Below are 24,375 nucleotides of genomic sequence, written 5' to 3'. Positions count from 1 at the left end.
CTATGGCTTGCTGAGGCTTACGTACATCTGGATATTGCGGACCTCGCCAGTGGGAGAGGCACCCTTGAGCTGGGGCTGGGCGATCTCCACGATTTCGACCCGCTTGGGATCCGCTCCCCGGTCGAAAAGCAGGTAGTCACGAACCGAATCCCGGCGCCGCCGGACAAGCGTTTCACGTTCTTTCACTGGCGTGACCGGGTCGGCATAGACCTCGACGATCAGGACCAGCTCGGCATTGCTCTTGAGCAGAATGATGAGATCTTCCATCAGTTCACGCATGCCCCGGTTCAGTTCCGCCGAGCCAGGCGCAAACTGATAGGGTGAGTCAACCAGTTTGGTGCCAAAAACAGGTGCAGGAGATCCCGGCCGCCGGGATGCAGGTGTTTCGTCTTCGTCGCCAAAGAACGTCACCGGCGGACGGGGTTTAGGTTTCGGCTTATATGGTTTGCCGCCTTCCGGACACCCATCGTGGTCCTCAAACCGGTTGAAATCTTCGGGTTCGTCAGGACACAGATCGTCCACGTCTGGAATCCCGTCGCCGTCATTATCGGGATCGGGACAGCCATCCTTGTCTTCAAAGCCGTCGCGGTCCTCGGGTTCATTGGGGCATTTGTCATCCACATCAAGGATGCCATCGCCATCATTGTCCCAATCGGGGCAACCATCTTCATCCTGGAAGCCGTCGAAATCTTCCGGGTCGTTGGGGCATTTGTCGTCGGCATCAAGAATCCCGTCGCCGTCGTTGTCCGGGTCCGGACACCCATCTTCATCCTCCCATCCGTCATAGTCCTCTGGCTCATTGGGACATTTGTCGATTGTGTCGGGAATCCGGTCGCCGTCGTTGTCCGGCTCCGGGCACCCGTCGTGATCCTCGAACCCGTCAAAGTCCTCTGCCTTGTCCGGACACTGGTCCCGGAAATCATCGAAACCATCACCGTCCCGGTCCCGCCATCGGGGGTTTGAACTCCACCGGATACCTGCGCCGAACTCGTATTTGGGAGCTCCAAAACCTTTCAGTCCCGGGTCACCACCGAAATAAACAAGTACGGAAGAAGCGAGAGTGGCCCAGTAAACTGCCTGTACCCGGGCGACGCTGGTGATCCCACTGGCCCCGGTTGTTCCGGACAAATTGGCTGCGCCGGTCCATTCGGCTCCAAGATCCAAGGGGATTCGGTATACGGGTGTATAGGCACCTATGCCCCATGTAACCTGCTGGCCGTTTTCGAAATCACCAATGCGGTTTGTCTTGCGAAGCCTCAGGCCGGCTTGGGCCGTCCACCATAGGCGGCGTGAGCTGCCGCCTGTAATGACCTGAGGTTCAAAAAACATCAGCTTTTCACCCAGAAGTCGGCTGGAGTCTCCGGTGGGGAGGCTCACCATCGCCCGGAGCATGACCGGCCACTCGTATTCGCCGGGAGGCTGTGCTCCCCAGCTTATGCCGATCCGCATGTCGCCGGGGGTGCCGCCGGAAAGAGCGGCTCCGTTGATATCCTCTCCCTTGGAGCTGAAATGGTATGGAAACGTGATATCAGCCGACAGGTGAAAGGGGAGGCCGGCCGCCGCTCCAAAGTGGGTGGTCGAGAGACTTTCCAGGTAACGGAAGGTCTGCGTACCGGCGGCATTCTGGAATTCGGTCGAGGGCCTTCCGGCGTGATTAAAGAATAATGTGGCATTGAATTCCCACGGTTCCAGAGGTTTTGGACCGGAAAGTTCCAGGAGACCGTGAGTCGAGGCACTGGGCCGCGTGATGGCCGCATCACCGGATGGGCCGGCCGGTTGGGCCGTTCCGTTCAGGGATACCAGTAACAGGGCAAACGTTAGAAGCGATCCGAGCCGGGACCGCATGTACAGCGTGTTCAAGCGGCGGCCGGGCCTCCCGTGCGGCGTTTGCGGATCATACTCGCAAGCGGGATGGAGAGCAGGAACAGGATGAGGGCGTAATCAGTCGAGCCGCCTGTGCAGCCTGACCGTAATCGCACACCGTCGTCCCGGGGGTTCAGGGGATCGGTGCCTGCACGGATTTCCTGGCCATCGCTGACGCCGCCACGATCGGTGTCAGGGTTCAGCCGGTCGGTTTCACCCGGATCGACGACACCGTTTCCGTTTCGATCTTCCTCGCCGTCCAATAGCCCATCATTATCAGAATCCCGGTCTAAAGCATCAATTATGCCATCGCCATCGGTATCAGGGGGCTTCAGGTACAGCGGATTGCCTTGAATGATCGTCGCCGGTGCGCCCACCTCGATATAGTCGTTGATGCCATCATTGTCCGAATCGGGACTGAGATAGTTCGTCCGGAACTGGACTTCGATGGCATCCGGGATTCCGTCTCCATCGCTGTCCTGTGAGGGATCTATCACTATGATGTTATCATCGGCGGGGTTATTGGGGTCGGTTTCGCCAACGTCGATGCGGCCATTGCGGTTGATGTCTTCGAGCCCATCGGGCCGGCCTCCGCCATCGGTATCCGGATTCAGTGGATCGGTAACTGTCAGTGGGTCCAGATCAGCGCGGAAGTGTCCCGTAATCAGATTGGTACCCAGATATTGTGCCGTTGCGGCAATTGGCGTGACGATACCTACTTCAGTTCCGTCGAAAAGGCCGTCACTGTCGGAATCCCACAACAGCGGATTGGTTCCGTAGATATTCACCTCATCGCCATCGGAAATGCCGTCGTCATCGCTGTCGCGATCGAAATCGCTGGTTCCCAGTGTCTGCTCCTGGGCCAGCGTAAGGCCATCCCCATCGCGGTCAGCATTGGGGTTGCCGCCGGGGCCATCATCAAGCGGGTCAAGCGGGTCGGTCTCGAAAATATCGAGCCGCCCATTCCGGTTCAGGTCCTCAAGGCCATCGGACAGTCCGCCACCATCCGTATCCGGATTACGTGCGCTGGTCCGGGTCGAAGGATCGGCATCGGGAACGAATATGGCCATGTTCGTGTCGCCGGGAAAATCCGGAACCGTAAGGCCACGTTCGGTGCCGTCCTGGATTCCATCGGCATCGGTGTCTCGGTTGGCCGGATTGGTATTCAGGATCAACACCTCCCGGCCGTCTGAAATCCCGTCGTCGTCAGTATCAGCATCGAAGGGATTCAGTCCGTGCGCCAGCTCGTATGCGTCCGACAGGCCGTCTCCGTCACTATCCCCCTGACCGAAATCATCCAGTGGGTTCAGAGGATCTGTTTCCCCAAAATCCACTCGCCCGTTCCGGTTGGTGTCCTCGGCGCCATCCACCACGCCGCCGCCATCGGTATCAGCAACCAGCCGGTCAGTTTTGGTCAGCGGGTCCATATCCGGGATAAAATTGGGAGAAAGTGTGTTGGTCCCGGCCGCTGGCGCACAGCCGAAGGGGACCGGCGAAGGTGGGGCAACGCCAAAAATCACCCCGGATTCCAGTCCGTCCGGAAGCCCGTCGTTGTCCGAATCGGGATCCAGTACGCCGGGCAATCCGTCTCCGTCCGTATCAAGGAAACTTTCGAGCCCGTCCGGAATGCCGTCATCATCGAAATCCGCATCCAGTGGAAGGGTTACGAGTGTTGCCGGATCAATGCCGTATGTTGCCGCAATGGTGACAATGAGCTGTTCTTCAAAAATATCCGGCAGGCCGTCTCCATCGCAATCAGCCAGAAGGGCATCATCTGCAGGATTGTTCGGATCGGTTTCTCCATCGTCAATCTTTCCGTTCCGGTTGAAATCTTCTGCACCGTCCGCACGGCCGCCGCCATCGGTGTCCCGGTTCCGGGGATCGGTAGTGGTGTCTGGATCCTCGTCGGGAACAAAGAAGCCGCGTGAAATGTCGGTCCCCAGTATGCCATCCACGGATGGGAACGGTGCCGTAACGCCGACCTCGGTTCCGTCGAAAATGCCGTCGCCGTCGGTATCCGGCGACAGTGGATTGGTCAGGTAGATCAGCACCTCGGCGCCGTCGGAAATGCCGTCATCATCCGAATCGATGTCGTTGTCGCTGGTGCCGATCAGGGCCTCTTGTGTGGCAGTTAAGCCGTCCCCATCGTTGTCCACGCCACCGCCAAAGATGGTGTCGTCAGCAGGGTCTAGGGGGTCGGTTTCGCCCTCATCCCAGACGCCGTCGTGGGAGCTGTCTTCGAGTCCATCACTGATGCCACCGCCGTCGGTATCCGCCCGGAGAAAATGGGTGTTGGTGCAATCCTCTGGAGCGAAAACAAAATCCGGATTCCCGTCCCACCAGGTCCCATCCTGGCCGGGACCGGTATCGCGAATGCCGTCCTTGCCGTCGTAGCGGGCTGGGTCCGAAAGGAGTTCCTCAAGACTGATACAGGCCTCGACCGAATCCCGGATCCCGTCGCCATCGGAATCCAGGTCCTTGCCGTTGATGATCCCATCGATATCGACATCCCGCCCGACCTGGAACGAATTGACGGTGACGGGCGTACCATTCCGGAGATAAACGGTAACGCTGAGTCCGCCATTTTCCTCGCCATCAAGCAGGCCGTCGTCGTCCGTATCTGTGTCATTGGGGTCGAGCCCCAGCGCGATCTCGATAAAATCGGCCAGTCCGTCCCCGTCACTGTCGGCGGCGGGGTCTTCTATCGGGTCGTTGTCGTCAGACGGATCGAGAGGGTTGGTCTCCCCTGGATCCCACCGGCCGTTGCGATTGATGTCCTCCTGCCCATCAGGCCGCCCCCCCTCATCGGTATCGCGGCTCTTGGGGTCTGTGACTGTGGAAGGATCAGCATCCGGGACGAATATGGCCATGCTGGTGTGTGCCGGGAAATCCGGTACGGTCAATCCCAACTCCGTGCCGTCAAGGATACCGTCTGAATCAGTATCCGGATTAATAGGACTGGTCAGGGTAACATAGACTTCCCGCCCGTCACCTATCCCGTCGTCGTCGGTATCCGCATCCAGCGGATTGGTGAAATACAGCAGATACTCCAGGTTATCTGACAGTCCGTCGCCATCGACGTCATTGGGACCAGGACCATCGTCGGCGGGATTGAGCGGATCAGTCTCGCCGAAATCGACCTTGCCATTCCGGTTGAAATCCTCATTCCCGTCAGGCTTTCCACCACCGTCCGTGTCGGGGTTGAGCATATTGGTGACGGTTAAAGGATCTTCGTCAATCTTGAAGTTGGCAGAAAGAGTATTGGTTCCTTTGTAGTCACTGAGCACTCCGGGGCATCCGGGCGAAAGCGACAACACCGGAGGTACCGGACCAGTGACACCCCGCTCCACACCATCATTTATGCCATCATCATCGGAATCCGGATCCAGAATGCCGATGTTTCCATCGCCATCGGTATCCTGAAACGATTCCAAGCTGTCAATCAGGCCGTCATCATCGCTGTCGGCATCGAACGCGAGGGCCTCCGCCTGGGCCAGCGTCAGTCCGGCGTTCAAGCCGACGATTATTTCGCCTGCATCCGGCAGTCCGTCTCCATCGCAATCGAGCGCGGTACCATCGTCGAATGGATTGTTTGGGTCGGTCTCTCCCAGATGGGGCTCATAAAGTCCGTTGCGATTGAAGTCCTCTGATCCATCAGGGATCCCGCCGCCGTCCGTATCCGAATTCAGTGGATTTGTGACGGTTGTGGGGTCAGCATCAGGAATAAAGAACCCGCGGGAGATGTCGGTGCCGCCGATTTCACCCTGTGCCGGAATGATGTTCGCCAGTGTCAGGCCGAGTTCGGTGCCGTCATAAATTCCGTCGCCATCGGTATCCGGGTGTGCAGGATTGGTCAGGAAAATACGGTATTCATCGGCATCGGATATCCCGTCATCGTCGGAATCGAGATCGGTATCGGAAGTCCCCAGTTGCAGTTCCAGTTGGGCCGAGAGTCCATCGCCATCCTGATCGATCACCAGGTCATCAAACCGGTTGAGTGGATCGGTTTCCCCGTCGTTGATCACTCCGTCCCGGTTCTTGTCTTCGAGCCCATCGCTGATGCCGCCGCCATCCGTATCCGCTTTCAGGAAATGGGTTCGCGTGCAGTTGGGCGGTGCAAAATGAAAATCCGGGTTACCGAGGAACCAGGTTCCGCCTTGGCCGGGTCCGGTATCAGGGATGCCGTCGGGGCCGTAATATTTGCCGGGATTGGCTGCAAAGTGCTCCAGGGTAAAGCAGCCTTCCAGAGAATCGGGGATGCCGTCGCCGTCCGCATCCAGGTCCTTTCCATTGATAATTCCGTCGTGGTCGATATCGGCGAACTGTGGACCCCAACCCGCCTGGGATACCGAGCTCCCGTTCCGGAGGAGGACACCGACCGTATCCAGACCGTTTTCTTCCCCATCTGTAAAACCGTCATCGTCCGTGTCGCTGTCAAACGGATCGAGGCCAAGTCCGATTTCGATCGAAGTGTCGAGGCCGTCGTTGTCCGGATCGTTAAAGGATGCGTCGTCGGTCGGATCGTTCGGATCGGTTTCGCCCAGCCACGGTTCATAGCAGCCGTTGCCATTCAGGTCTTCCAGACCGTCGGGGATCCCGCCGCCATCAGTGTCGCGCTTGTATGGATTGGTGAAGTTGTAGGGATCGGCAAACGTGGGCGGACAGGCATCTGCTATGAAATTGCCGGCTGCCAGAATGGTGCCTCTGATATCGCCCGGGCCATGCGGGAGAGGGATGGTCAGTCCTGCTTCGACCGAATCAGGGATGCCGTCGCCGTCGGAATCCGCATCATCCCAGGCCCACCGGCCGTCGCCATCGGAGTCCCAGATGAGGGAAGCGCCTGACTCCATCCAGTCTGGGGTGTTGTTGCCATTAAAATCACCCAGCCCTTCCTCTCCATCCGATATCCCGTCATTGTCCCAGTCCCTGTCAAAACGGCCCTGTCCCTCAGTGAAAAACTCCGGTCCGGCCTGGCTGGGGCCGGCGTCGAGACCGTCCATTGCTCCGTCATCATCCAGATCCGGTATGAGGTAGTCGTGCGGCCAGGGGAGCCCGCGGCTGCGTCTGGGTACGGTCAGGAGGCCAACCGATCCTTTTTCGATCTTGTCTGAAAGGCCATCATTATCGGAGTCAGAATCCCTGTAGTCGGGCGTTCCGTCTCCATCAGTATCCCTGCCGCCCGGCTGGAGCACCCATATCCCGGACGGGCTCCGGATATGGATCGCCCCCTCCTCGGCGTTGGTAATACTGTCATCATCCCAGTCTCCAAGGGGGCCGTCTTTCGGGTCGGAGTCCGCATAGTTCGGAATTCCATCTCCGTCGCTGTCCCAGGCCAGGATATCGGGGATACCGTCCCCATTGGAATCGAGATCCCGGAAGTCCGGGATGCCATCGTCATCAGTATCAACCGGCAGTGTGAAGGGGTTGATGTCGAGGCCGGCCTCGACGTAGTCGGGAATCCCGTCGCCATCGGAATCCAGGTCGTGGACGTCCGGGATTCCGTCCGGATATGGCGTGATGTCGTTGGGAACCAGCGGGTTTCGTTCGCTGTCAGCAAGCTGGGAAGCCGAGTGCTGGTCTTCAAGGGCAGGCGGTAGCGTTCCTTGCGGCCAGGCTTCATCCGCGTCATGGATGCTGTCGTTGTCCGAATCGATATCGATGTAGTCGGGCAGATTGTCGTTGAACTGCGGAAGTAGATCGGTATTTACCGGAGGCAGGTTGATGTCTGAACGACCGGCCTCGATGATGTCGGCAATGGTATCATTGTCAGAATCGAGATCGGCGTAATCGGGAATCCCGTCGCCATCCGTGTCCCGTGGCCCGCCGGGGAGATAACGGCCTTCCTCGATGTCACTGATCGTGTCGCCGTCAAAATCTTCTGGCTCGATGATCTGCGAGACAACATAGGGGGCGGTAGCTATGACAAGCAGCGCCACACCCGCCAGAAATTCTGTGCTCACCCGGAACTTCACGACACAATTATCTCTATCAGCGATTATTCTAAGTGGAATTGAACAGTTGGGATAGTGCCCAAAGCACGGAAATCGCGGTGTCTTTCGCCAGTTCTGACTTAATTAATGCGCCGCGTCTTTGTGGCGATGTGAAACAGCGGACGGAGTAACAGCTACCGGACGTATCGAACCGGGTCGGGAACTCCCGCTTGGCGGAATCCCTCCAGACGGAGCAGGCAGGAATCGCACCGCCCGCAGGCTGCCCCTTCGGAATTGGGGTCATAGCAGGAATGGGTTAATGAATAATCAACCCCCAGTTCCAGCCCGTGCCGGATGATCTCATGCTTATGGAGCCGGATAAGCGGCGCATGCACGTGGAAGCGCTCCCCCTGTACGCCAGCGCGGGTGGCCAGGTTCGCCAGCCTTTCGAACTCCTCGACGAATTCGGGTCGGCAGTCGGGGTAGCCGGAGTAGTCAACGGCGTTCATCCCGGCATAGATATCCCGGGCCCCAGACGCTTCAGCAAGCCCCAACGCAAATGACAGGAAGATGGTATTGCGTGCCGGGACGTAGGTAACGGGAATCTCGGAAGCCATGCCGCTGGTCACGCGCCCTTTGGGAACTTCTATCGACCGGTCAGTGAGTGCAGAACCGCCGAATGGCCTTAGATCGAATTCCACCAGTTCGTGCCGGGAGATTCCCTGGGCGGCGGCGACGCGGCGGGCGGCTTCGATTTCGTGCTCATGCCGTTGGCCGTAACGGATGGTCAGAGCGACCGGATCAAATCCATTGGCCCTTGCGATAGCGAGTACGGTGGCCGAATCGAGCCCCCCGGAGAGCAGCACGACGGCTTTCGGTTTCACGACAGGAAAATGAACCTATCGGGCCACCTGGAGATGGCGGCGGCGAAGAAGTTCCGGCAGGAAATCCGATACGTCCACGATAGCGTAGCCCCTCTCGCCATTGGCTGGCCGGCCCAGTTCTTCAAGCTGGACCCGAACCTGTTCCAGTACCACGCGATCGGGAAACACGAGATCATGGTCGCCTGCCACCATATACCAGTAGAAAAACCGGGCCAGATTCTCGCAGGTGGGTATCTCGGCAGCCACACAGATCGGCGGAGGGGCGGCGAGCAGTTCCGCGTGGCCGTTCAGGAATGTCCCTTCGATCCGGCGGACCAGGGGGTCGAGTGCCTGTTTCACTTCCAGCAGGTTAATGATGACACCGTTGGTTTCATTGATCGGCCCCTTGAAGACGAACGTCACTTCCCATTCGTGCGTATGCCGCGTGGGGCGAAATTCGAGGACATGGTCGGCCTTGAACCGGACTGGGGCATAGAAATGGGCCATATGTATCCTTAATGACTTCGGCACGCAGGCCCCACCATGAAGCCCGCTGCTCAGGATGCTGCGATAGACCGGGGGCAAGGCAGGGGTCAAACGGTGTCCGGCTATCTCTCTTCCCCCAGGATCACCTCGTGGAATTCGCCGCTGGAAGGAAAAAGAACACGCAGGCCGGAGGCAGTGTCGATCTCTACGGTAACGGCCAGCGGGACCGCTTCGAGCACATGCCCGCCTTCCGCTTCTTCCGAATTGAGAAAATGCAGGTGCCAGCCGGGAAGGTTGATTCCGGAGAGATAAGAAGGGAACCAGAATCCGGCCATAAGGCCTTCTGCGTCCCGATGTTCGAATTCAGGCTGGGTTCGGATGATTTCGGTAAGCGGCGGATAGGGCTTCAGTTTTCTGGCGACACTGCGGGCTTTCACATACCGGAACCGGCCCCGGATCCTGACAGCCACCGGGAGGTTTGGAGCCGGGATCAGTGCATCAAGCGCTTTCTGGAACTCCTGCCAGTCCGGCTGCGCTCCCAGTTCTGCCGTCAGGTCCGGTTGGAAGCATTTGACCGTGGCGAATGGAGTTCGTTGCGAATCGGCGACGGGATAGGCCCGGCCATCAGCCCGTATCTGGACGAAATGTCCCCGGTCGGCGAGCATTTCGCCGTCAAGCCCGTTGAACGTGCCGACTCCGAAATTGCCAAACTGACGGATTTCGCCGTAGGAGACCGTTCCCTCCAGTGCGCCGGCCAGAAGAGCTCCAAAGGTGCCAATCTGGACGATTTCATCCGAGATGCATCCGGCGGGATTTTTGGCAGTTATTCCCGGATGGGAGGCACACCCTGCAAGCAGAAAGACTAACAGCAAAAGGGGCCGTTTCATGGTGACAACCCTAGCACAGACGGTTTGCACCGGAGGTGCGGGTCGCTCTATGGCGGCAGGAGCCATGACCCCATCTGCCACCGATATTGCCCGTGCGGTTTCCGTCCTGAAGGGAGGCGGGCTGGTGGCCTTTCCGACGGAGACGGTATATGGCCTGGGTGCTGATGCGTTGAATCCTGCCGCCATTCGCAAGGTGTTTGCCGTGAAAGGCCGGCCTGCGGATCATCCCCTCATCGTGCATATTGGCAGCAGCACAAAGCTTGAAGATTGGGCTTTAAAGGTTCCTGAGGCTGCTGAAAGACTGGCACGCCGGTTCTGGCCGGGGCCACTCACCTTGGTACTGAAGCGCCATCCTCGCATCTCGCTGGAGATAACCGGTGGTCAGGAGACCGTCGCGATACGTATTCCAGCGCACCCGGCCGCGCTGATGCTTCTGGATGCTTTTGGAAGTGGTATCGCCGCGCCGTCAGCGAACCGTTTTGGGAAGGTAAGCCCCACAACGGCAGCACATGTTCGGGCAGACCTTGGGATGGAAGTGGATTTCGTGCTGGATGGCGGACCGTGTGCAGTTGGCATTGAATCCACGATTGTCGATCTGTCTTCCGATGTTCCCATAATCCTGAGGCCCGGCGGTATTGCGGCAACGGACATCGAGCGGGAACTCGGCAGTCCGGTAAAGACCGGGAACGAAAAGTCCCAGGTCCGCGCCCCAGGAATGCTGGAGTCTCATTACGCGCCACGGGCGAGAATCGTGATCGCCGGGCGAGGCAAGGCACAGGAAGTGGCAGAAGCACATCTCCTTCAGGGTCAGAGAGTCTGTGCATGGCTTGGTGCGGGCCCGGAGCCGGTTCCCGAAAGTGTGGTTCTCCTGCCGGTAGAAAAAAGTCCGGAAGGCCGGGCAAGAACGCTATACAGCTGGCTGCGCGAAGTGGATGTGCAGGGTTTTGATGTGGCCGTTGTCACGTTACCGCTGGACAGCGGGCTCGACGCCGCTGTTCGTGACCGGCTTTGCCGGGCGGCAGGCGGGCGCTGACAGAATGGTCCAGCCGGATGTGGTGATTCTGGGCGGCGGGGCGGCGGGGCTATTCTGCGCGGCTGTTGCGGGTGGGCGGGGCCGCAGGGTGGCTGTTCTGGAACACATGGATGAACCCGGCCGCAAGATACTCATCTCCGGCGGCGGCCGGTGCAACTTTACCAATCTGGACGTGAGGCCGGAGCATTTCCTGTCGGAGAATCCCGATTTCAGCCGTTCGGCACTTGCGAGATTTACCCCTTCGGATTTCATCGAACTTCTTGGCCGGCATGGCACCCCCTATCACGAGAAGAAGCTCGGCCAACTGTTCTGCGACGGCACGGCGAGGGAGGTTCGCGAGCTGCTTCTGGCGGAATGTGAGCGTGCCGGTGTGACGGTACATGTAAGGACCAAGATCAGCGCTGTCACGCTGCGGGAAGGCGGCGGGTTCAAGGTGCTGGCGAGTATCGGCGAATTTCCGTGCGAATCACTCGTTGTCGCCACCGGCGGGCTTTCCTTTGAGAAACTGGGTGCATCGGATCTGGGTTACCGGATTGCCCGGCAGTTCGGGCTTGCGGTTGTGGAGCCCCGCCCCGCGCTGGTTCCGTTCGTCTGGTCACGGGACGATCTGGAAAAGTTCGGAGACCTCACCGGCCTCTCGGCTCCGGCGGAAGTCTCCTGCTGCGGGAAAACATTCCGCGAGCAGATTCTTTTTACCCACAAGGGGCTGAGTGGCCCGGCCATCCTGCAGATATCGAGCTACTGGCTGCCGGGCGAGGCGTTGCAGATCCGTCTGTTGCCCGAACTCGATCTTCTGGACTGGCTGAAGGCAGAGCGCTTGAAGGGGAACCGCACCGAAGCAAGAAATGCATTGGCCATGCTGCTGCCGAAACGGCTGGTGGACCGATGGTTCGATCTGCATCAGCTTCCCTCGAAACGGCTCGCTGACAGTCCGGACCGGGAACTGAAGGCTGTAGAGGACGCTTTTCAGGCTTGGAGCGTGAAACCAGCGGGAACCGAAGGCCACGCGAAGGCCGAAGTGACCGCTGGAGGTGTCTCGACGGCGGAACTGTCTTCCAAGACGATGGAGGCCCGCCGGGTGAAGGGACTCTATTTCATCGGAGAAGTGGTGGATGTCACGGGCTGGCTTGGGGGCTACAACTTTCACTGGGCCTGGGCGTCGGCCCACGCGGCAGGGGAAGTGGTTTAGCTCTTCCCGCCATCCGGCTCCCGCATTTGCCCTTGGGAGGCGGGGTTTCTAGGCTTGATTGTTGATGCTTTCCCGTGGGGGCGGCCGCGACTGGTGGAACCAGTGCGCGGTCTGAGAGGCACCCCAGGAACCTGATCCGGATAATGCCGGCGTAGGGAACGGGAGCGCGGACCAGCCCGGCCGGGCAGTTCCACACTCTCTACCCAGCTTCAGCAGGCACAGTCCCCGGATCATCTACTACCAGAGGAGTTACGGCCATGCGTTCAGAATGGGTCAAAAACCGCAAGGGCGGAAACGTCACGCAGATGCACTACGCACGGCAGGGTGTCGTTACCGAGGAGATGCACCATGTTGCCATGCGTGAGGAACTCTCCCCTGAGTTTGTGCGGGCCGAGGTAGCCCTCGGACGCATGATTATCCCCGCCAATATCAACCATGTGAACCTGGAGCCCATGTGCATTGGCATCGGTTCCCGGTGCAAGATCAATGCGAACATCGGAAACTCGGCTGTGTCGAGCGGGATCGAGGAAGAGCTGGAAAAACTCCGCCTGTGCGTCCGGCTTGGATCCGATACGGTGATGGATCTTTCCACCGGAAAAAACATCGATACAATCCGTGATGCCATCATTCGTCACTCGCCGGTACCTATCGGGACCGTGCCGATCTATCAGGCGATGGAGCAGGTGGATCGGGTAGAAGACCTGACGGCGGACCTGCTGGTTGAGAACATCGAGCACCAGGCAAGGCAGGGCGTGGACTACATGACGCTCCACTGCGGCATTCTGCTGGAGCACCTGCCGCTCGTGGCGGACCGGCTGACGGGCATCGTCTCCCGCGGCGGATCGCTCATGGCGCAGTGGATGATTCATCACCACAAGCAGAACCCGCTTTATGAACACTACGATCGCGTGCTCGATATCTGCGCAAAGTACGATGTCTCGATCTCGCTCGGCGACAGCCTCCGCCCAGGCTGTCTCGCCGATGCCTCTGACCGGGCGCAGTTCGCCGAGCTGGATACGCTGGGGGAACTGACACGCCGGGCATGGGAGCGCGACGTGCAGGTGATGGTGGAAGGTCCCGGCCATGTGCCGATGGACCAGATTGACATGAACATCAGGCGGCAGATGCAGGTCTGCAATGAGGCGCCGTTCTACGTGCTGGGTCCGCTCGTTACCGATATTGCTCCCGGCTATGACCATATCACGAGCGCCATCGGCGCGGCGCTGGCCGGATGGAGTGGCGCAGCCATGCTCTGTTATGTCACTCCGAAGGAACATCTGGGGCTGCCTGACCTTGAGGATGTGCGTCAGGGAATTATCGCCTACAAGATTGCTGCTCATGCCGCCGACATTGCCCGGCACCGCAAGGGAGCCCGGGATCGCGACGATGCGCTTTCGAAGGCACGCTACACTTTCGACTGGAAGGAACAGTTCCGCCTCTCGCTTGATCCCGAACGCGCCCGGGAGATGCACGACGAGACGCTCCCGCAGGAAGTGTTCAAGACAGCAGAGTTCTGCTCCATGTGCGGTCCGAAGTTCTGCTCCATGAAGATCTCCCAGGAGATCGCCAACTGGAACCAGAAGATCACTGACGAGGCAATGGCGCAGACAAGGGGAGCGTGAAGGCAAAACACCTGCACCTTCTTCCCCTCGGTGACGTCACGGTTATACTGTCGCGAGATGCCTGTGACGTCATCCCCTGAAGTTGCGGTTCCCTGGTACGGCTGGCCGCCGCCTGCCGGAGAATCATCCGTCCGCGTGGGAATTATCTCTACCGGATTTATACCGGTGGCACGGCAGTACATGTGCGAAGGCAGCCCGCCGGGTACCATTCGCATTCCGTCGCTCGCCTTCCTGATCGAGCATCCTGCGCGAAAAATACTGTTCGATCTCGGCCTGCCGGCGTTTCTCGCCGCACCGGGGCGATCCAGACTTGCTCCGCTTGTACCTGTGGCAAAGCTGATGGGGATGCTGCCTGAGGTGATACGGGGTGAAGACGCCGCTTCCCGGCTGAAGGCCGCAGGCGTGGATCCAGCGGATATCGGAACCGTCATTTATTCGCACCATCACTTCGACCACACGGGAGATATTGACCGCTTCCCGGATGCAGACGTCGTGGTAGGGCCCGGTGTATTCAGGCTTGCCCGGAGCTGGAGACGGCATCTGCGGGGGTTGAACCCTGCCGATCTGCCAGGGGGACGGACGCGGGAGGCGCCGCTGGGGAAGGGACCCAAATTGGGGCCGTTTATCTCGACATGGGATCTAATGAACGACGGAAGTATCTATCTGGTTGATCTGCCGGGACACTGCACTGGCTCTCTGGGTGCGCTGATACATCTTGCGTCGGGCCGGGCGCTCCTTGCGGGCGATGGCGTGTATATCCGTGACAACTACCGGCTCCCGGCGCCCAAGGGGGTTCTATACGGACGGTCGGCTGACGAAGATCGCAAGCGGGCATGGCAGACTATTCTTGAAATACGGGAGCTTTCAGCCCGTGTTCCGGAGATTCATATCTGGCCCTCTCACGAGCCGGAACTGGTCCGTGAGCTTCCGCAGTATCCGGAACTGGTCGAGTAACGAAAGGATCACCATGTCATTTGCTCCCAAAGTCCGTTTTCTGGGTGGAGCCGGCACCGTCACGGGATCGAAGTTCCTGATCCACACACACAAGGGACTGGTGCTGGTGGACTGCGGGCTTTTCCAGGGTGGGCGGGATATAAAGGACCTGAACTGGGCGAAACTCGATTTCCCGGTCCGTGAACTGAAGGCGGTCATTGTCACCCACAGCCATATCGATCATTCCGGGTTTATCCCCCGTCTCAATCTGCTCGGTTACAAGGGGTTCTTTTATGCGACCCCGGCGACTGTCGACCTGTGCGATATCCTGCTGCCCGATGCGGGTTATCTGCAGGAGGAAGAGGCCCGTTTCGTAAACCGCCGGGGCTATTCGCGCCACCAGCCTGCGCTGCCGCTTTACACGCGGAGTGATGCCGAAGCGGTGATCCGGTACCTCCGGGGCGTTCCATATGGGGAACCGAAGGAAGTAATTCCCGGCGTCCGGGTGACGTTTCATCCGGCCGGGCACATTGTCGGTTCTGCACAGGCGTATATCGAATTTGATGCGCCTGGGGGCACAAAGCGGCTGCTTTTCTCCGGCGATCTGGGCCGTTACGACCTCAAGTTCATGGACCCGCCTGCCAGGGTGGAGCTTTCCAATGCTCTCGATCTGCTTTGCCTCGAATCAACCTATGGAGACCGTCACCATGAGGAGACAGACCCTCGTGACTGGCTGGAGCGGCATATCCAGGATGCACACCAGAACAAGCGGGTGATCCTGATACCCTCTTTCGCGCTTGGCCGGACCCAGCATCTCCTGTATCTCATCGAAGAACTTGAACTGACCGGGCGCATTCCCCCCACGCCGGTTTACATTGATTCTCCGATGGCCAGCGACGTGACGCGCCTGTATGCCCGCTACGAGGACGAACACAATGCTGAAATCGCCCGGATGCTCGGGCATGGCAAGGGTGTGAAAGGCTGGAAGTCGCTTCACATCACGCAAACGGTCGGAGATTCCAAGGAACTGAACAACGTGAAGGGGCCCGCGATTATCATCGCCGGAAGCGGAATGGTCTCGGGCGGCCGGATTCTGCATCATCTGGCAAACCGGATGGCGGATCCTTCCACCAAGATACTGATTGTCGGTTTTCAGGCGCAGGGCACACGGGGGTCGGCGCTGGTCAATGGCGCGAAGGAGCTGCGTATCTTCGGCGAACAGGTTCCGGTCTGCGCTGAATTGGACCACCTCGACGTGTTTTCCGGCCACGGCGATCAGGGAGATCTGGTCCGTTATGTAAAGGAACTGGGCAAGACTCCCCGAACAGTCGCCCTGGTTCATGGGGAATCCAGTGCACTGAATGGACTTTCAAAAGCACTGAAGACCGATCTCGGCATTGAAGCGGTCATCGCCCGCCGGAACGATGAAGTGGCCCTGTAGGATCTATTTTCTCGGCATCATTCCGAAGAAGGCGAGCTGGAGCAGGTTTTCTATCAGGGTATCGACCCCCGGTTTGGCTGGGTCGTTCCGGTACCAGAGCAGCAGGGCCTCTTTTCCGAGCCCCAAAACTCCGTGGGCCGCCGACACGGGATCGATCGGGGCGATTCGTCCCTTGTCGACCGCCTTGCGGATGTAGGCGGCGACGAGATTGACAAGGCTGTCGAAAAAGCGGTCAATCCGGTCGCGGAAGTCGGTGCCCAGCGTCGGCGCTTCCAGAAGCACCAGCCGGGTGAACTTCCGGTTGCCGGGGTTATTCAGAACTGACCGGCTCAGGGTCCGGAACAGTGACTGGTACTGCTCAAGCGATAGTTCGGAAATGTCGAGCGGACGGATGAAGTTCATCATCTGCTCGAAGAAGTAGTCGAGCGCCTGTGCGAAACAGTCCCGCTTGTTGTCGAAATACCGGTAAAAGGTGCCACGGGCGATCTCTGCCCGTTCTAGGATATCGTCCACCGACGTATCGTGATATCCCTTTTCGGCAAACACCTCCATGGCGACCGTAAGAAGCCGCTTCTGGCGGTGTTCCTGCATCTGGGGTGAAAGCTGCGGGGCCATAAACGTAAACCGGCCCAACCTAACGGGTTCAGTCAACCTAGACAACAGTGTCCAGTTTTTATCTGTCTTGCCCTGTGAGGCGTGCCGGGACAGGTTCTTCCCTGCTTATGGGCAAGCTTATCATCGCAGCCATTATCGATCCTGTGCACACACTGGTGCCATTTCACGATACAACGCTTCAACTCCTGGAGACCGCCTCCAGGATGGGCCATCGGACACTTGTTTGTGAAACAGGTGGGCTTTCGTTGCAGGGGCCGGAGCTGAAGCTCTGCCTGACCGAAGTGGTGATCCGGCAGGGCACCCGCACCCGCCCGGAGACATCATTCTGGAAGGTACGTGGTAAGCCGGTGACAGTCAGGAGCAGCGAGGTGGATGTAATCCTGATGCGCAAGGATCCACCGGTTGACCAGCAGTATTTCCAGGCCCTGTGGATGCTGGACTACTCCAGGGCACCGGTAATCAATGAGCCGGAGGGTATCCGCGCTGCCAGCGAAAAACTCTTCGCCCTCAACTTCGCGGACTGGATGCCTCCGACACTGGTGACTGCACGGCGGGATGATATCGATGCGTTCTGCCGGGAGCAGGGCGGACGGATCGTGCTGAAGCCGCTGGACGGGTTTGCAGGACGGAGCGTCTACATATGGGACCTGAAGGGGGAGAACCACGGCGTCATCTGGGAAGAGATCACCCGGCGCGGAACACGTCCCGTGATGGCGCAAAGATTTCTCCCGGCGGTGAAAAAGGGCGACAAGCGGATACTCCTCTGGAACGGCATTCCGCTTGGAGCGATCAATCGCGTTGCCAGCCGGGGTGAGGCCCGGTCGAATCTGGCCGCCGGTGGGAAGGCGGAACCGGCACGCATTACACCGCGTGAACGGGAACTGATCGACGCACTGGCACCATCGCTCCTCGAACACGGACTTTTTTTCGTTGGTCTTGATGTAATTGGCGGATATCTGACCGAGATCAACGTCACCTCGCCAACCGGGCTTGTCGAACTGGAGGCATTTTCAGGAGTCTCCCATTCAGGGAAGATCCTCGCCGAACTGGCGGATATTCTCGGATAAGGTTTCAGCCCTTTAGGAGGGCTGACATCTCCGAATGGATGAGGCCGTTGGTGGCCAGTGTCTCCCGGCCGTTCAGGTCGTGCGGTTCGCCCGCAAAACCGGTAACCATTCCGCCCGCCTCGCGGACGATGATGATGCCGGCGGCGATATCCCAGGGCTTGAGGTTTTCCTCCCAGTAACCGTCCACGCGGCCGGCGGCGACCCAGCACAGGTCGATGGAGGCCGACCCCAGCCGCCTGATTTCGTGTGACACCATCAGGAACTTTTTCCAGCGGGCGAGGTAATGGTCGGCCCGTTCACGCCGGTCATAGGGCAGCCCGGTGGCGAGGAGGGACCGGGACAGGGTGGGCACGCCGGAAACCCGGATCGGCTCGCCATTCAGCGTCGCACCGAGCCCCTTGGCAGCAAGGAACTCCTCGTTGAGCCCCGGACAATTCACGCAACCGGCCACTGGCTCGCCGTTCCACGTCAGGCCGATCGAGCAGCCCACAATGGGGTGCCCATGGGCGAAGTTCGTGGTCCCGTCAATGGGATCAATGACCCAGCAGTAACCGGACTGGTAGCCGGCCCCGGAGTGCCGGTCCCCGGTTCCTTCTTCGCCGAGGATCGAATGGCCGGGGAAGCTCTTCCCGATGGCAGCGACGATGAGCCGTTCGGCCGCCAGATCGGTCTCCGTCACGAGATCCGTTTCGGCGCTTTTGGACCGGAAAGTTTTCTGTTCGCGCAGTTTTTCACGGATGAGCTGGCCCGCAGCGCGGCCAGTCTCGCTGGCGAAGGCGAGATAATGCTTCAGGTCGGACGGCGTGGGTGCGGTCATGGAGATGACGGCCCTACTTCCCCGTCGGAAAGAGGGTATGCGGGTTCGGGCAGGATCGCGTTCAGTTTCCCGACGGCTTGGCGGCGAGCTTGTCGGCCTTGGCGGCAAGGTCGTTGAGGCGGGCCGTCATCTGGTCAACTTTCTTGTCCAGCCGTTCGATGGCCCGGTCGATATCGGCGAACACCTCGTTCAATGGCTTTACGCCCTTGGCGCGTGCCTGGTTTACCTGCGAGAGCAGGGCCATCGCCTGGCCGGCCGACTTCATCAGTTCCGGGTTCTGCATCATCTTGCCCATCATCTGCTGCATCTGGGCCTGCCCGCGCTTGCGGAGTTCGCGCTGGAGGTTGGCAATCGGGCTGGAGGGCCGGCGGCTGGACCTGGTTTCAGACATGGAACCCACCCTTTTCTGGTCCGCCTCGCTTGGGAATAAGCCGCTCCGGCGGCGGAAACCGGCGGCCGGGATTTCTAGTAGCTTCCCGCGTGGGGGCGGGTCAACGAGGGCTTTCGGGGCCGCCCGGCGGCGGCCCGGTTTTTCCTGTTGCCATTCAGGGCGGGGGTGACTATCCCCGGCTGACGCCGGTGTCAGTGCTGATCAGGCCGCCGGCAGGGAAGGGAACAGGAATGCTGAAAACACGCTTTACGGAAATCTTTGGTATCGAGCACCCCGTCGTGCAGGGCGGGATGCAGCATGTGGGCAAGGCCGAGCTGGTGTCGGCCGTTGCGAATGCTGGTGCGCTCGGATTCATCACGGCGCTGACGCAGCCCACGCCCGAGGATCTGCGCAAGGAGATCCGCCGCACGCGTGAGATGACAAAAAAGCCGTTCGGGGTGAACCTGACCATCCTTCCCACCATCAAGCCGACCCCGTATGACGAGTACGCCAGGGTGATCGCCGAGGAAGGCATCAAGATCGTCGAGACGGCGGGCCGCAACCCGGAGAAATACCTTCCCATGTTCAAGGAGGCCGGGATCAAGGTGATCCACAAGTGCACCTCCGTCCGGCACGGGGTGAAGGCCGAGCAGATCGGCTGCGACGCGGTGAGTATCGACGGCTTTGAATGCGCGGGCCATCCCGGCGAGGACGACATCCCGGGGCTCATCCTGCTGCCGGCGTCGGCCGACAAGATAAGAATTCCGATCATCGCCTCCGGCGGCTTTGGCGACGGCCGGGGACTGGCTGCCGCGCTCGCCCTGGGTGCCGAGGGGATCAACATGGGAACGCGGTTCCTTGCCACGAAAGAGGCACCCATCCACGACAACGTGAAGCAGAAGATCGTCGAATCTGACGAGCGGCAGACGGCGCTCATCTTCCGGACGCTCCGGAACACGGCGCGCATCTACCGGAACGGTGTCGCCGAGAAGGTGCTTGAGATCGAGGCCAAGCCCGGCCAGACCGACTTTGCCGAGCTCGCGCCGCTCGTCGCGGGCGTCAAGGGCAAGGATGTGATCGACAAGGGCGACCTGGAGGCCGGCATCTGGTCGGCCGGCATGGTAATCGGCATCATTCATGACATTCCGACGGTCAGGGTGCTGGTGGAGCGGATCGTCCGCGAGGCCGAGGAGATCATCCAGAAGCGGCTTGCGGGGTTTGTCGTGAAGGCATAGGTTGGCGTCCATGCCCATCGAACCCGACAGCGAGCAGACGCAGATACTGGACTCGGTGCGCCGGTGGCTGGAGAAGGATATCCGGCCGCACGTCTCGCGCTGGGACCACAACGACGAATACCCGCACGAGGCGCTGGAGGGCTTCAGGAAACTGGGCCTGTTCGGCGCCACCATCCCTGCCGAATACGGGGGCCTTGGCTGGGACACCTCCACCTATGCGCTGGTGGTGGCCGAGCTTGCCGCCTGCTGGATGACGCTGTCGTCGATGCTCAACACGCAGACGATGATGGCCCATTCGGTAAAAACCTTCGGTACCGATGAGCAGAAACGGCGGTGGCTGCCCAGGATGGCCACGGGCGAACTGCGCGGCGGGCTCGCCCTGTCGGAGGCCCACGGGGGCAGCGACGTCGCCTCCATGCGCACGAAGGCGATCCGCGACGGCGACGTCTACCGCGTCAACGGCGCGAAAATGTGGATCACCAATTCCGACGGAAACGCCTTCTTCCTGCTGGCGAAGACCAACCCGCAGTCAGATCCGCCGCACGCCGGCATCAGCGGGTTCATCATCGAAAAGGGCCATGCGGGCTTCCGGGTGTCGAAGAACATCCCCAAGCTGGGTCTGCGTGGCGTTCCGACCTCGGAACTCACCTTCGAGGATTTCCCGGTACCGGCATCGAACCTCGTGGGCGGACCCGAATGGGAGGGCAGGGGGTTCCTGCAGGTGATGAACGGGCTGGAGCTCGGGCGCATCAACGTGGCTTCCCGCAGCGTGGGCGTGCTCCGGGCGGCCTTCACGGCGGCCGTGAAATACGCGCAGGAGCGCGAGACCTTCGGCAAGCCCATCTGGCAGCACCAGCTCGTGGGCGCCAAGCTTGCCGACATGGCCACCGATCTTGAGGCAGCCGAGCTGCTCGTCTGGAACGCCGCAAAGAAGAAGGACCGCGGCGAGCGGTGCGACCTCGAGGCCAGCATGGCGAAGCTGTTCGCCTCGGAGGCCTGCGCCCGCCACGCGCTCGAGGCCATGCGGATCCACGGCGGCTACGGATTTTCCGAGGAGTTCGAGATCGAGCGGCTCTACCGCGACGCCCCGCTCATGCTGATCGGCGAGGGCTCCAACGAGGTGCTGAAAACCCTCATCGCCAGGAACCTCGTCAAAAGGTTTGCGATCTGAACGGGGAGTGGCCGCTATACAGCCCTGGCCCTCGGGGGCTCATTGTAAAGACGGATAAGCAGATCCGGCTGGACTGTGGCAAAGGCGTAGGCGACGCCCCGAGAATCACTGAATTCCACTTCCAGCGTCCCGTCCGGATATTGATGAACCACCGTGCCCACATGGCCGCGCTGGAGATTCTGGCCGGGGATTGGCTCGGCCAGTGCGACAGCGTCCAGTTCTCTGATGGGCTCACTCATGAGGGCAATTCTACCGGAGGACGAAACAGGTCACAAGCCGCGGGTCATTCTCGCCCCGGTTGATGATCCATGCCGAGCGGACCCGGACCGGTCCGGCTGGACCCGGAAAATCAAGGTCGATCTGGTAAAAGACGCCGTATTCGTTGGTCTTGACGGTAATGGCTTCACGCTCAAAGGCCGCCTTCGCGAGGGCGTCCCGCAGGGAGCCGGCGTTTTGTGCGGTTATTCCGGCGGCGACTTCGAACTGCCTCGCCTTGTGTTTTCCGGTGGGGTGGTCCGGATTCAGGCAGTATCCGGTCAGCTTGCGGATGTCGATAATTGCCCGGTCACCGTTGGGTAGTTTCACGGCCGCCCTCACCCCAGCCGGTCCCGGAGCCAGTCCGCCGTGCGTTCCCACAGCGGGCGGGCGCGGGCGTCGGTCACGAGCGGCATGTGGTCGGCGTCGAGGCCGAAGCCGCCCGCCTCCGAGACGAGCCACCAGGTGATCCGCTCACCCGGGACCGGCGAGAGAAACCGCTCGCAGCATCCGGGCACGCAGAGCATCCGGTCGCCCGCCCCCACGGCCACCAGCAGTGGTATCCGGAGCGTGGCGAGCCCGGCCCGGTAGTCCCGCCCCGCGAGCGACACCCAGCGGTCCTCGCTGGCCCACTGGACGAACTGCCGGATATAGGGCCCCGACACGTCATCCGAGCCGATCTTCATCTGCCGGGCGGGGAAATATCCCTTCGCCTGCGACATCTGCTCCCACATCCGGAGCTGGGCGAGCTTCGCCTGCCACCGTTTTTCGTCCGGCTCGCATGACTTCAGCCACGCGTTCGGCGCGTAGGCGGCGATCGCGGAAAGTCCGCCCGTTCCCGCCGCCTCCGGCCCGCTGAGCCAGGCGAGCGCCGCGTGGCCCACGAGCGAGTGGCCGAGGAGCGCCGCCTTGCCGGGAAACCGCGTGCGGACGAACTCCACCGCCGCCGGAATGTCCTTCTCCACGATGTCGTCGTAGCTGTAGGCGCCGCCCTCGGGCGGCAGCGGCCCGCTCTCCCCGTGGCCGCGCACGTCCACCGTCACGACGCGCAGCCCGCCCCGGACGAGCGTCGCCACCAGTCCCTCCCCCGGCGGCCGGTCAAGGCTCCGGCGGTTGGCCATCATCGCATGGCCGGCCAGCACCGTCCCCCGTGCGGAGCCGGAGGGCTCGTGCAGGTCGCCCTTCAGGAGCCAGCCGTCGCGGGCGGTGATGGTGACGGGTTCGGGCATGGGAGAGGGGGAGTGTAGCGGAGGGGGAGGAAGGGCGGAAATGAGATTGAGGCTTCTTCTGTTATCGGTGCTCTGCCATGAATGACGATAACAGTTGACCAATTACCCGGCCCGTTTGCTGGCGGTAGCTTGTTTCCTGATGGTACAAGTCGGACAAAATCCTATCGTAATCCTTGTAGATCGCCTCTGCCTCACTGGCGTCTTTGCACTCTTCAATCAAGAAGTCGTCGCAAGGGTCTATGCCACGCAAATAGTCTAGGGTTCGCTTCCAAGCATCCCGGCGGGCCTCTAACCCGCTGGTGATTTGCGCCAAATCCAAACTGTCTATTTCAAGGATGATTTTCATGGTGAAAGCTTCCCCTGCAGTCGTACCTGGCTAGGCCGTAAACCGGTGTCTAGCGCTGCGGTTTCAACCGAGCTTGATCTGAAGGGGGAGCTTGGCCAGGACGGCGCAGGATTTATTGAACAATGAGTTCATCTTCCGGGTCGTTGGAGATTTTCCCGAAGATGCTATTTCGGTGGAAGTCGAGGGCATCCGGATCGGGTGCGAACCTTTCGGGCTTTCGGAGCGGTTCCCCTTCGAGGTCGATTAGGGCCGCCTTGTGGACCGGTGAGGGGTTCTTCACCTGCTTCAACTCCTTCGCCACCACTATGTTGAGCCCGTCGTCCAAGGTCATCAGCCCCCGGTCGAAGGCTCGGTCATGGAGCGCACAGAGGGCGAGGCCATTCGTCGGGTCGGCCCGCTTTTCGACGTTATCCTTCCACGGAACGATATGACTGGCGTTCAGGAGTTGGCCCGGCTGGATACGGCAGAACGCGCATTCGTTCCGATAGCTGGAGAGCACCGATTCGCGGAAAAATCCTTGAACGAGCCGCACTCGGACCGTGACGCTTTTTTCGGTTTCTCCCTTGGGGAAATAGAGGCCTTCTTGATCTGCCATCGTCGCTGCTGGCGGCAAATCTGCAAGCTGCCGCTGGCTCTCGAAGGCCAACTTTTCCCAATTCTGGTGGAACTCCGCCCAAATGGCCCGGTCCATTTCACTCGCCCCTGTGAGCCCCTTGACGCCCCTCTCCCGGTGCATGGGGTCGAGACTGGCAAAGTTACAGGCTTTCATGGCGACGGAACTGGGCGTACGTCCAATCCGCTGTGAAAGAGCGATGATCTCCGGATTCCCCCGGTGCAGCCGCCCGAACGACATCCGGCAGTACAGGTTGAACGCAAGAATCAACTCCTCACGGGTCCAGTGGCGGCGCTCTTTGGGCATCCCCCGAAATCTGCCATTTCGTATGGGTTTCGGCCACCCTTCCCGCCCTCCCCCAACCCCTTGATTTGCCTCACCCTTCGGGACAGATACCGGTCCCCGTCCGG

Annotated in this window: 21 protein-coding genes and 1 riboswitch; of the genes, 8 read left to right on the top strand and 13 right to left on the bottom strand. The window is 60.4% G+C overall.

The window, feature by feature from the left end:
* The 5 genes from KIT79_01245 to budA form a co-directional block, all read right to left on the bottom strand.
* Positions 1 to 1,860 carry a hypothetical protein gene (locus KIT79_01245; protein MCW5827916.1) on the bottom strand — a complete coding sequence of 620 codons (1,860 nt, stop codon included), beginning with the start codon at positions 1,858 to 1,860 and terminating at the stop codon, positions 1 to 3.
* Positions 1,857 to 7,823, bottom strand: a complete 5,967-nt coding sequence (locus KIT79_01240) for a hypothetical protein (GenBank protein MCW5827915.1) — start codon at positions 7,821 to 7,823, stop codon at positions 1,857 to 1,859. The genes KIT79_01245 and KIT79_01240 overlap by 4 nt, the downstream gene beginning before the upstream one ends.
* A 164-nt stretch (positions 7,824 to 7,987) precedes the next feature.
* Positions 7,988 to 8,677, bottom strand: coding sequence for a 7-cyano-7-deazaguanine synthase QueC (queC, locus tag KIT79_01235; protein MCW5827914.1), 690 nt, complete (start codon positions 8,675 to 8,677; stop codon positions 7,988 to 7,990).
* Positions 8,678 to 8,692: 15 nt separating this feature from the next.
* Entirely contained in the window at positions 8,693 to 9,163 is a 471-nt protein-coding gene (locus tag KIT79_01230; GenBank protein MCW5827913.1) for a 6-carboxytetrahydropterin synthase, read from the bottom strand.
* A 101-nt stretch (positions 9,164 to 9,264) separates the two neighbouring features.
* Positions 9,265 to 10,029 carry an acetolactate decarboxylase gene (gene budA, locus KIT79_01225; GenBank protein ID MCW5827912.1) on the bottom strand — a complete coding sequence of 255 codons (765 nt, stop codon included), beginning with the start codon at positions 10,027 to 10,029 and terminating at the stop codon, positions 9,265 to 9,267.
* A 64-nt stretch (positions 10,030 to 10,093) separates the two neighbouring features.
* On the opposite strand from budA, the gene KIT79_01220 reads away from it, so the two are divergent.
* The 5 genes from KIT79_01220 (at position 10,094) to KIT79_01200 (ending at position 16,247) form a co-directional block, all read left to right on the top strand.
* Entirely contained in the window at positions 10,094 to 11,062 is a 969-nt protein-coding gene (locus tag KIT79_01220) for a threonylcarbamoyl-AMP synthase (protein ID MCW5827911.1), read from the top strand.
* A 4-nt stretch (positions 11,063 to 11,066) separates the two neighbouring features.
* Positions 11,067 to 12,251 (top strand): NAD(P)/FAD-dependent oxidoreductase, encoded by a 1,185-nt coding sequence (locus KIT79_01215; protein MCW5827910.1) that lies wholly within the window; start codon positions 11,067 to 11,069, stop codon positions 12,249 to 12,251.
* 66 nt (positions 12,252 to 12,317) lie between these two features.
* Positions 12,318 to 12,426, top strand: a riboswitch (TPP riboswitch).
* A gap of 82 nt (positions 12,427 to 12,508) precedes the next feature.
* Positions 12,509 to 13,873, top strand: a complete 1,365-nt coding sequence (gene thiC, locus KIT79_01210; GenBank protein MCW5827909.1) for a phosphomethylpyrimidine synthase ThiC — start codon at positions 12,509 to 12,511, stop codon at positions 13,871 to 13,873.
* Positions 13,874 to 14,008: 135 nt separating this feature from the next.
* On the top strand, positions 14,009 to 14,827 hold the full coding sequence (locus tag KIT79_01205; protein ID MCW5827908.1) for an MBL fold metallo-hydrolase: 819 nt from the start codon (positions 14,009 to 14,011) through the stop codon (positions 14,825 to 14,827).
* Positions 14,793 to 16,247: an MBL fold metallo-hydrolase gene (locus KIT79_01200; protein ID MCW5827907.1), complete on the top strand. Its 1,455-nt coding sequence runs from the start codon at positions 14,793 to 14,795 to the stop codon at positions 16,245 to 16,247. The genes KIT79_01205 and KIT79_01200 overlap by 35 nt, the downstream gene beginning before the upstream one ends.
* Before the next feature lie 3 nt (positions 16,248 to 16,250).
* Here the strand turns inward: KIT79_01200 and KIT79_01195 are convergent, their stop codons facing one another.
* On the bottom strand, positions 16,251 to 16,862 hold the full coding sequence (locus KIT79_01195; GenBank protein MCW5827906.1) for a TetR/AcrR family transcriptional regulator: 612 nt from the start codon (positions 16,860 to 16,862) through the stop codon (positions 16,251 to 16,253).
* Positions 16,863 to 16,969: 107 nt separating this feature from the next.
* Between KIT79_01195 and gshB the strand changes: the two genes are divergently transcribed.
* Positions 16,970 to 17,929 carry a glutathione synthase gene (gene gshB / locus KIT79_01190; GenBank protein MCW5827905.1) on the top strand — a complete coding sequence of 320 codons (960 nt, stop codon included), beginning with the start codon at positions 16,970 to 16,972 and terminating at the stop codon, positions 17,927 to 17,929.
* A 4-nt stretch (positions 17,930 to 17,933) separates the two neighbouring features.
* Here gshB and KIT79_01185 read toward each other — a convergent pair whose 3' ends face one another.
* Positions 17,934 to 18,746, bottom strand: a complete 813-nt coding sequence (locus tag KIT79_01185) for an inositol monophosphatase (GenBank protein MCW5827904.1) — start codon at positions 18,744 to 18,746, stop codon at positions 17,934 to 17,936.
* A 61-nt stretch (positions 18,747 to 18,807) separates the two neighbouring features.
* Positions 18,808 to 19,137, bottom strand: a complete 330-nt coding sequence (locus KIT79_01180) for a hypothetical protein (protein ID MCW5827903.1) — start codon at positions 19,135 to 19,137, stop codon at positions 18,808 to 18,810.
* A gap of 230 nt (positions 19,138 to 19,367) precedes the next feature.
* Between KIT79_01180 and KIT79_01175 the strand changes: the two genes are divergently transcribed.
* Both KIT79_01175 and KIT79_01170 read left to right on the top strand, forming a co-directional pair.
* Complete coding sequence (locus KIT79_01175) at positions 19,368 to 20,351, top strand: nitronate monooxygenase (GenBank protein MCW5827902.1); 984 nt, start codon at positions 19,368 to 19,370, stop codon at positions 20,349 to 20,351.
* Between the two features lie 10 nt (positions 20,352 to 20,361).
* On the top strand, positions 20,362 to 21,522 hold the full coding sequence (locus KIT79_01170; GenBank protein MCW5827901.1) for an acyl-CoA dehydrogenase family protein: 1,161 nt from the start codon (positions 20,362 to 20,364) through the stop codon (positions 21,520 to 21,522).
* 14 nt (positions 21,523 to 21,536) lie between these two features.
* Here the strand turns inward: KIT79_01170 and KIT79_01165 are convergent, their stop codons facing one another.
* The 5 genes from KIT79_01165 to KIT79_01145 all read right to left on the bottom strand — a co-directional run bounded on the left by KIT79_01165 (position 21,537) and on the right by KIT79_01145 (position 24,271).
* Positions 21,537 to 21,749, bottom strand: a complete 213-nt coding sequence (locus KIT79_01165; GenBank protein ID MCW5827900.1) for a DUF4926 domain-containing protein — start codon at positions 21,747 to 21,749, stop codon at positions 21,537 to 21,539.
* 22 nt (positions 21,750 to 21,771) lie between these two features.
* Positions 21,772 to 22,107, bottom strand: coding sequence for a hypothetical protein (locus KIT79_01160; GenBank protein MCW5827899.1), 336 nt, complete (start codon positions 22,105 to 22,107; stop codon positions 21,772 to 21,774).
* Positions 22,108 to 22,115: 8 nt separating this feature from the next.
* Positions 22,116 to 23,006 carry an alpha/beta fold hydrolase gene (locus KIT79_01155; protein ID MCW5827898.1) on the bottom strand — a complete coding sequence of 297 codons (891 nt, stop codon included), beginning with the start codon at positions 23,004 to 23,006 and terminating at the stop codon, positions 22,116 to 22,118.
* A gap of 61 nt (positions 23,007 to 23,067) precedes the next feature.
* Positions 23,068 to 23,352 carry a hypothetical protein gene (locus KIT79_01150; protein MCW5827897.1) on the bottom strand — a complete coding sequence of 95 codons (285 nt, stop codon included), beginning with the start codon at positions 23,350 to 23,352 and terminating at the stop codon, positions 23,068 to 23,070.
* A 112-nt stretch (positions 23,353 to 23,464) separates the two neighbouring features.
* Entirely contained in the window at positions 23,465 to 24,271 is an 807-nt protein-coding gene (locus KIT79_01145) for an HNH endonuclease (GenBank protein MCW5827896.1), read from the bottom strand.
* Positions 24,272 to 24,375: the final 104 nt, after the last annotated feature.

This window comes from Deltaproteobacteria bacterium (genome assembly GCA_026129095.1).
Taxonomy (GTDB): Bacteria; JAGRBM01; JAGRBM01; order JAGRBM01; family JAHCIT01; genus JAHCIT01.
This window is presented reverse-complemented; position numbering and strand designations above follow the sequence as displayed.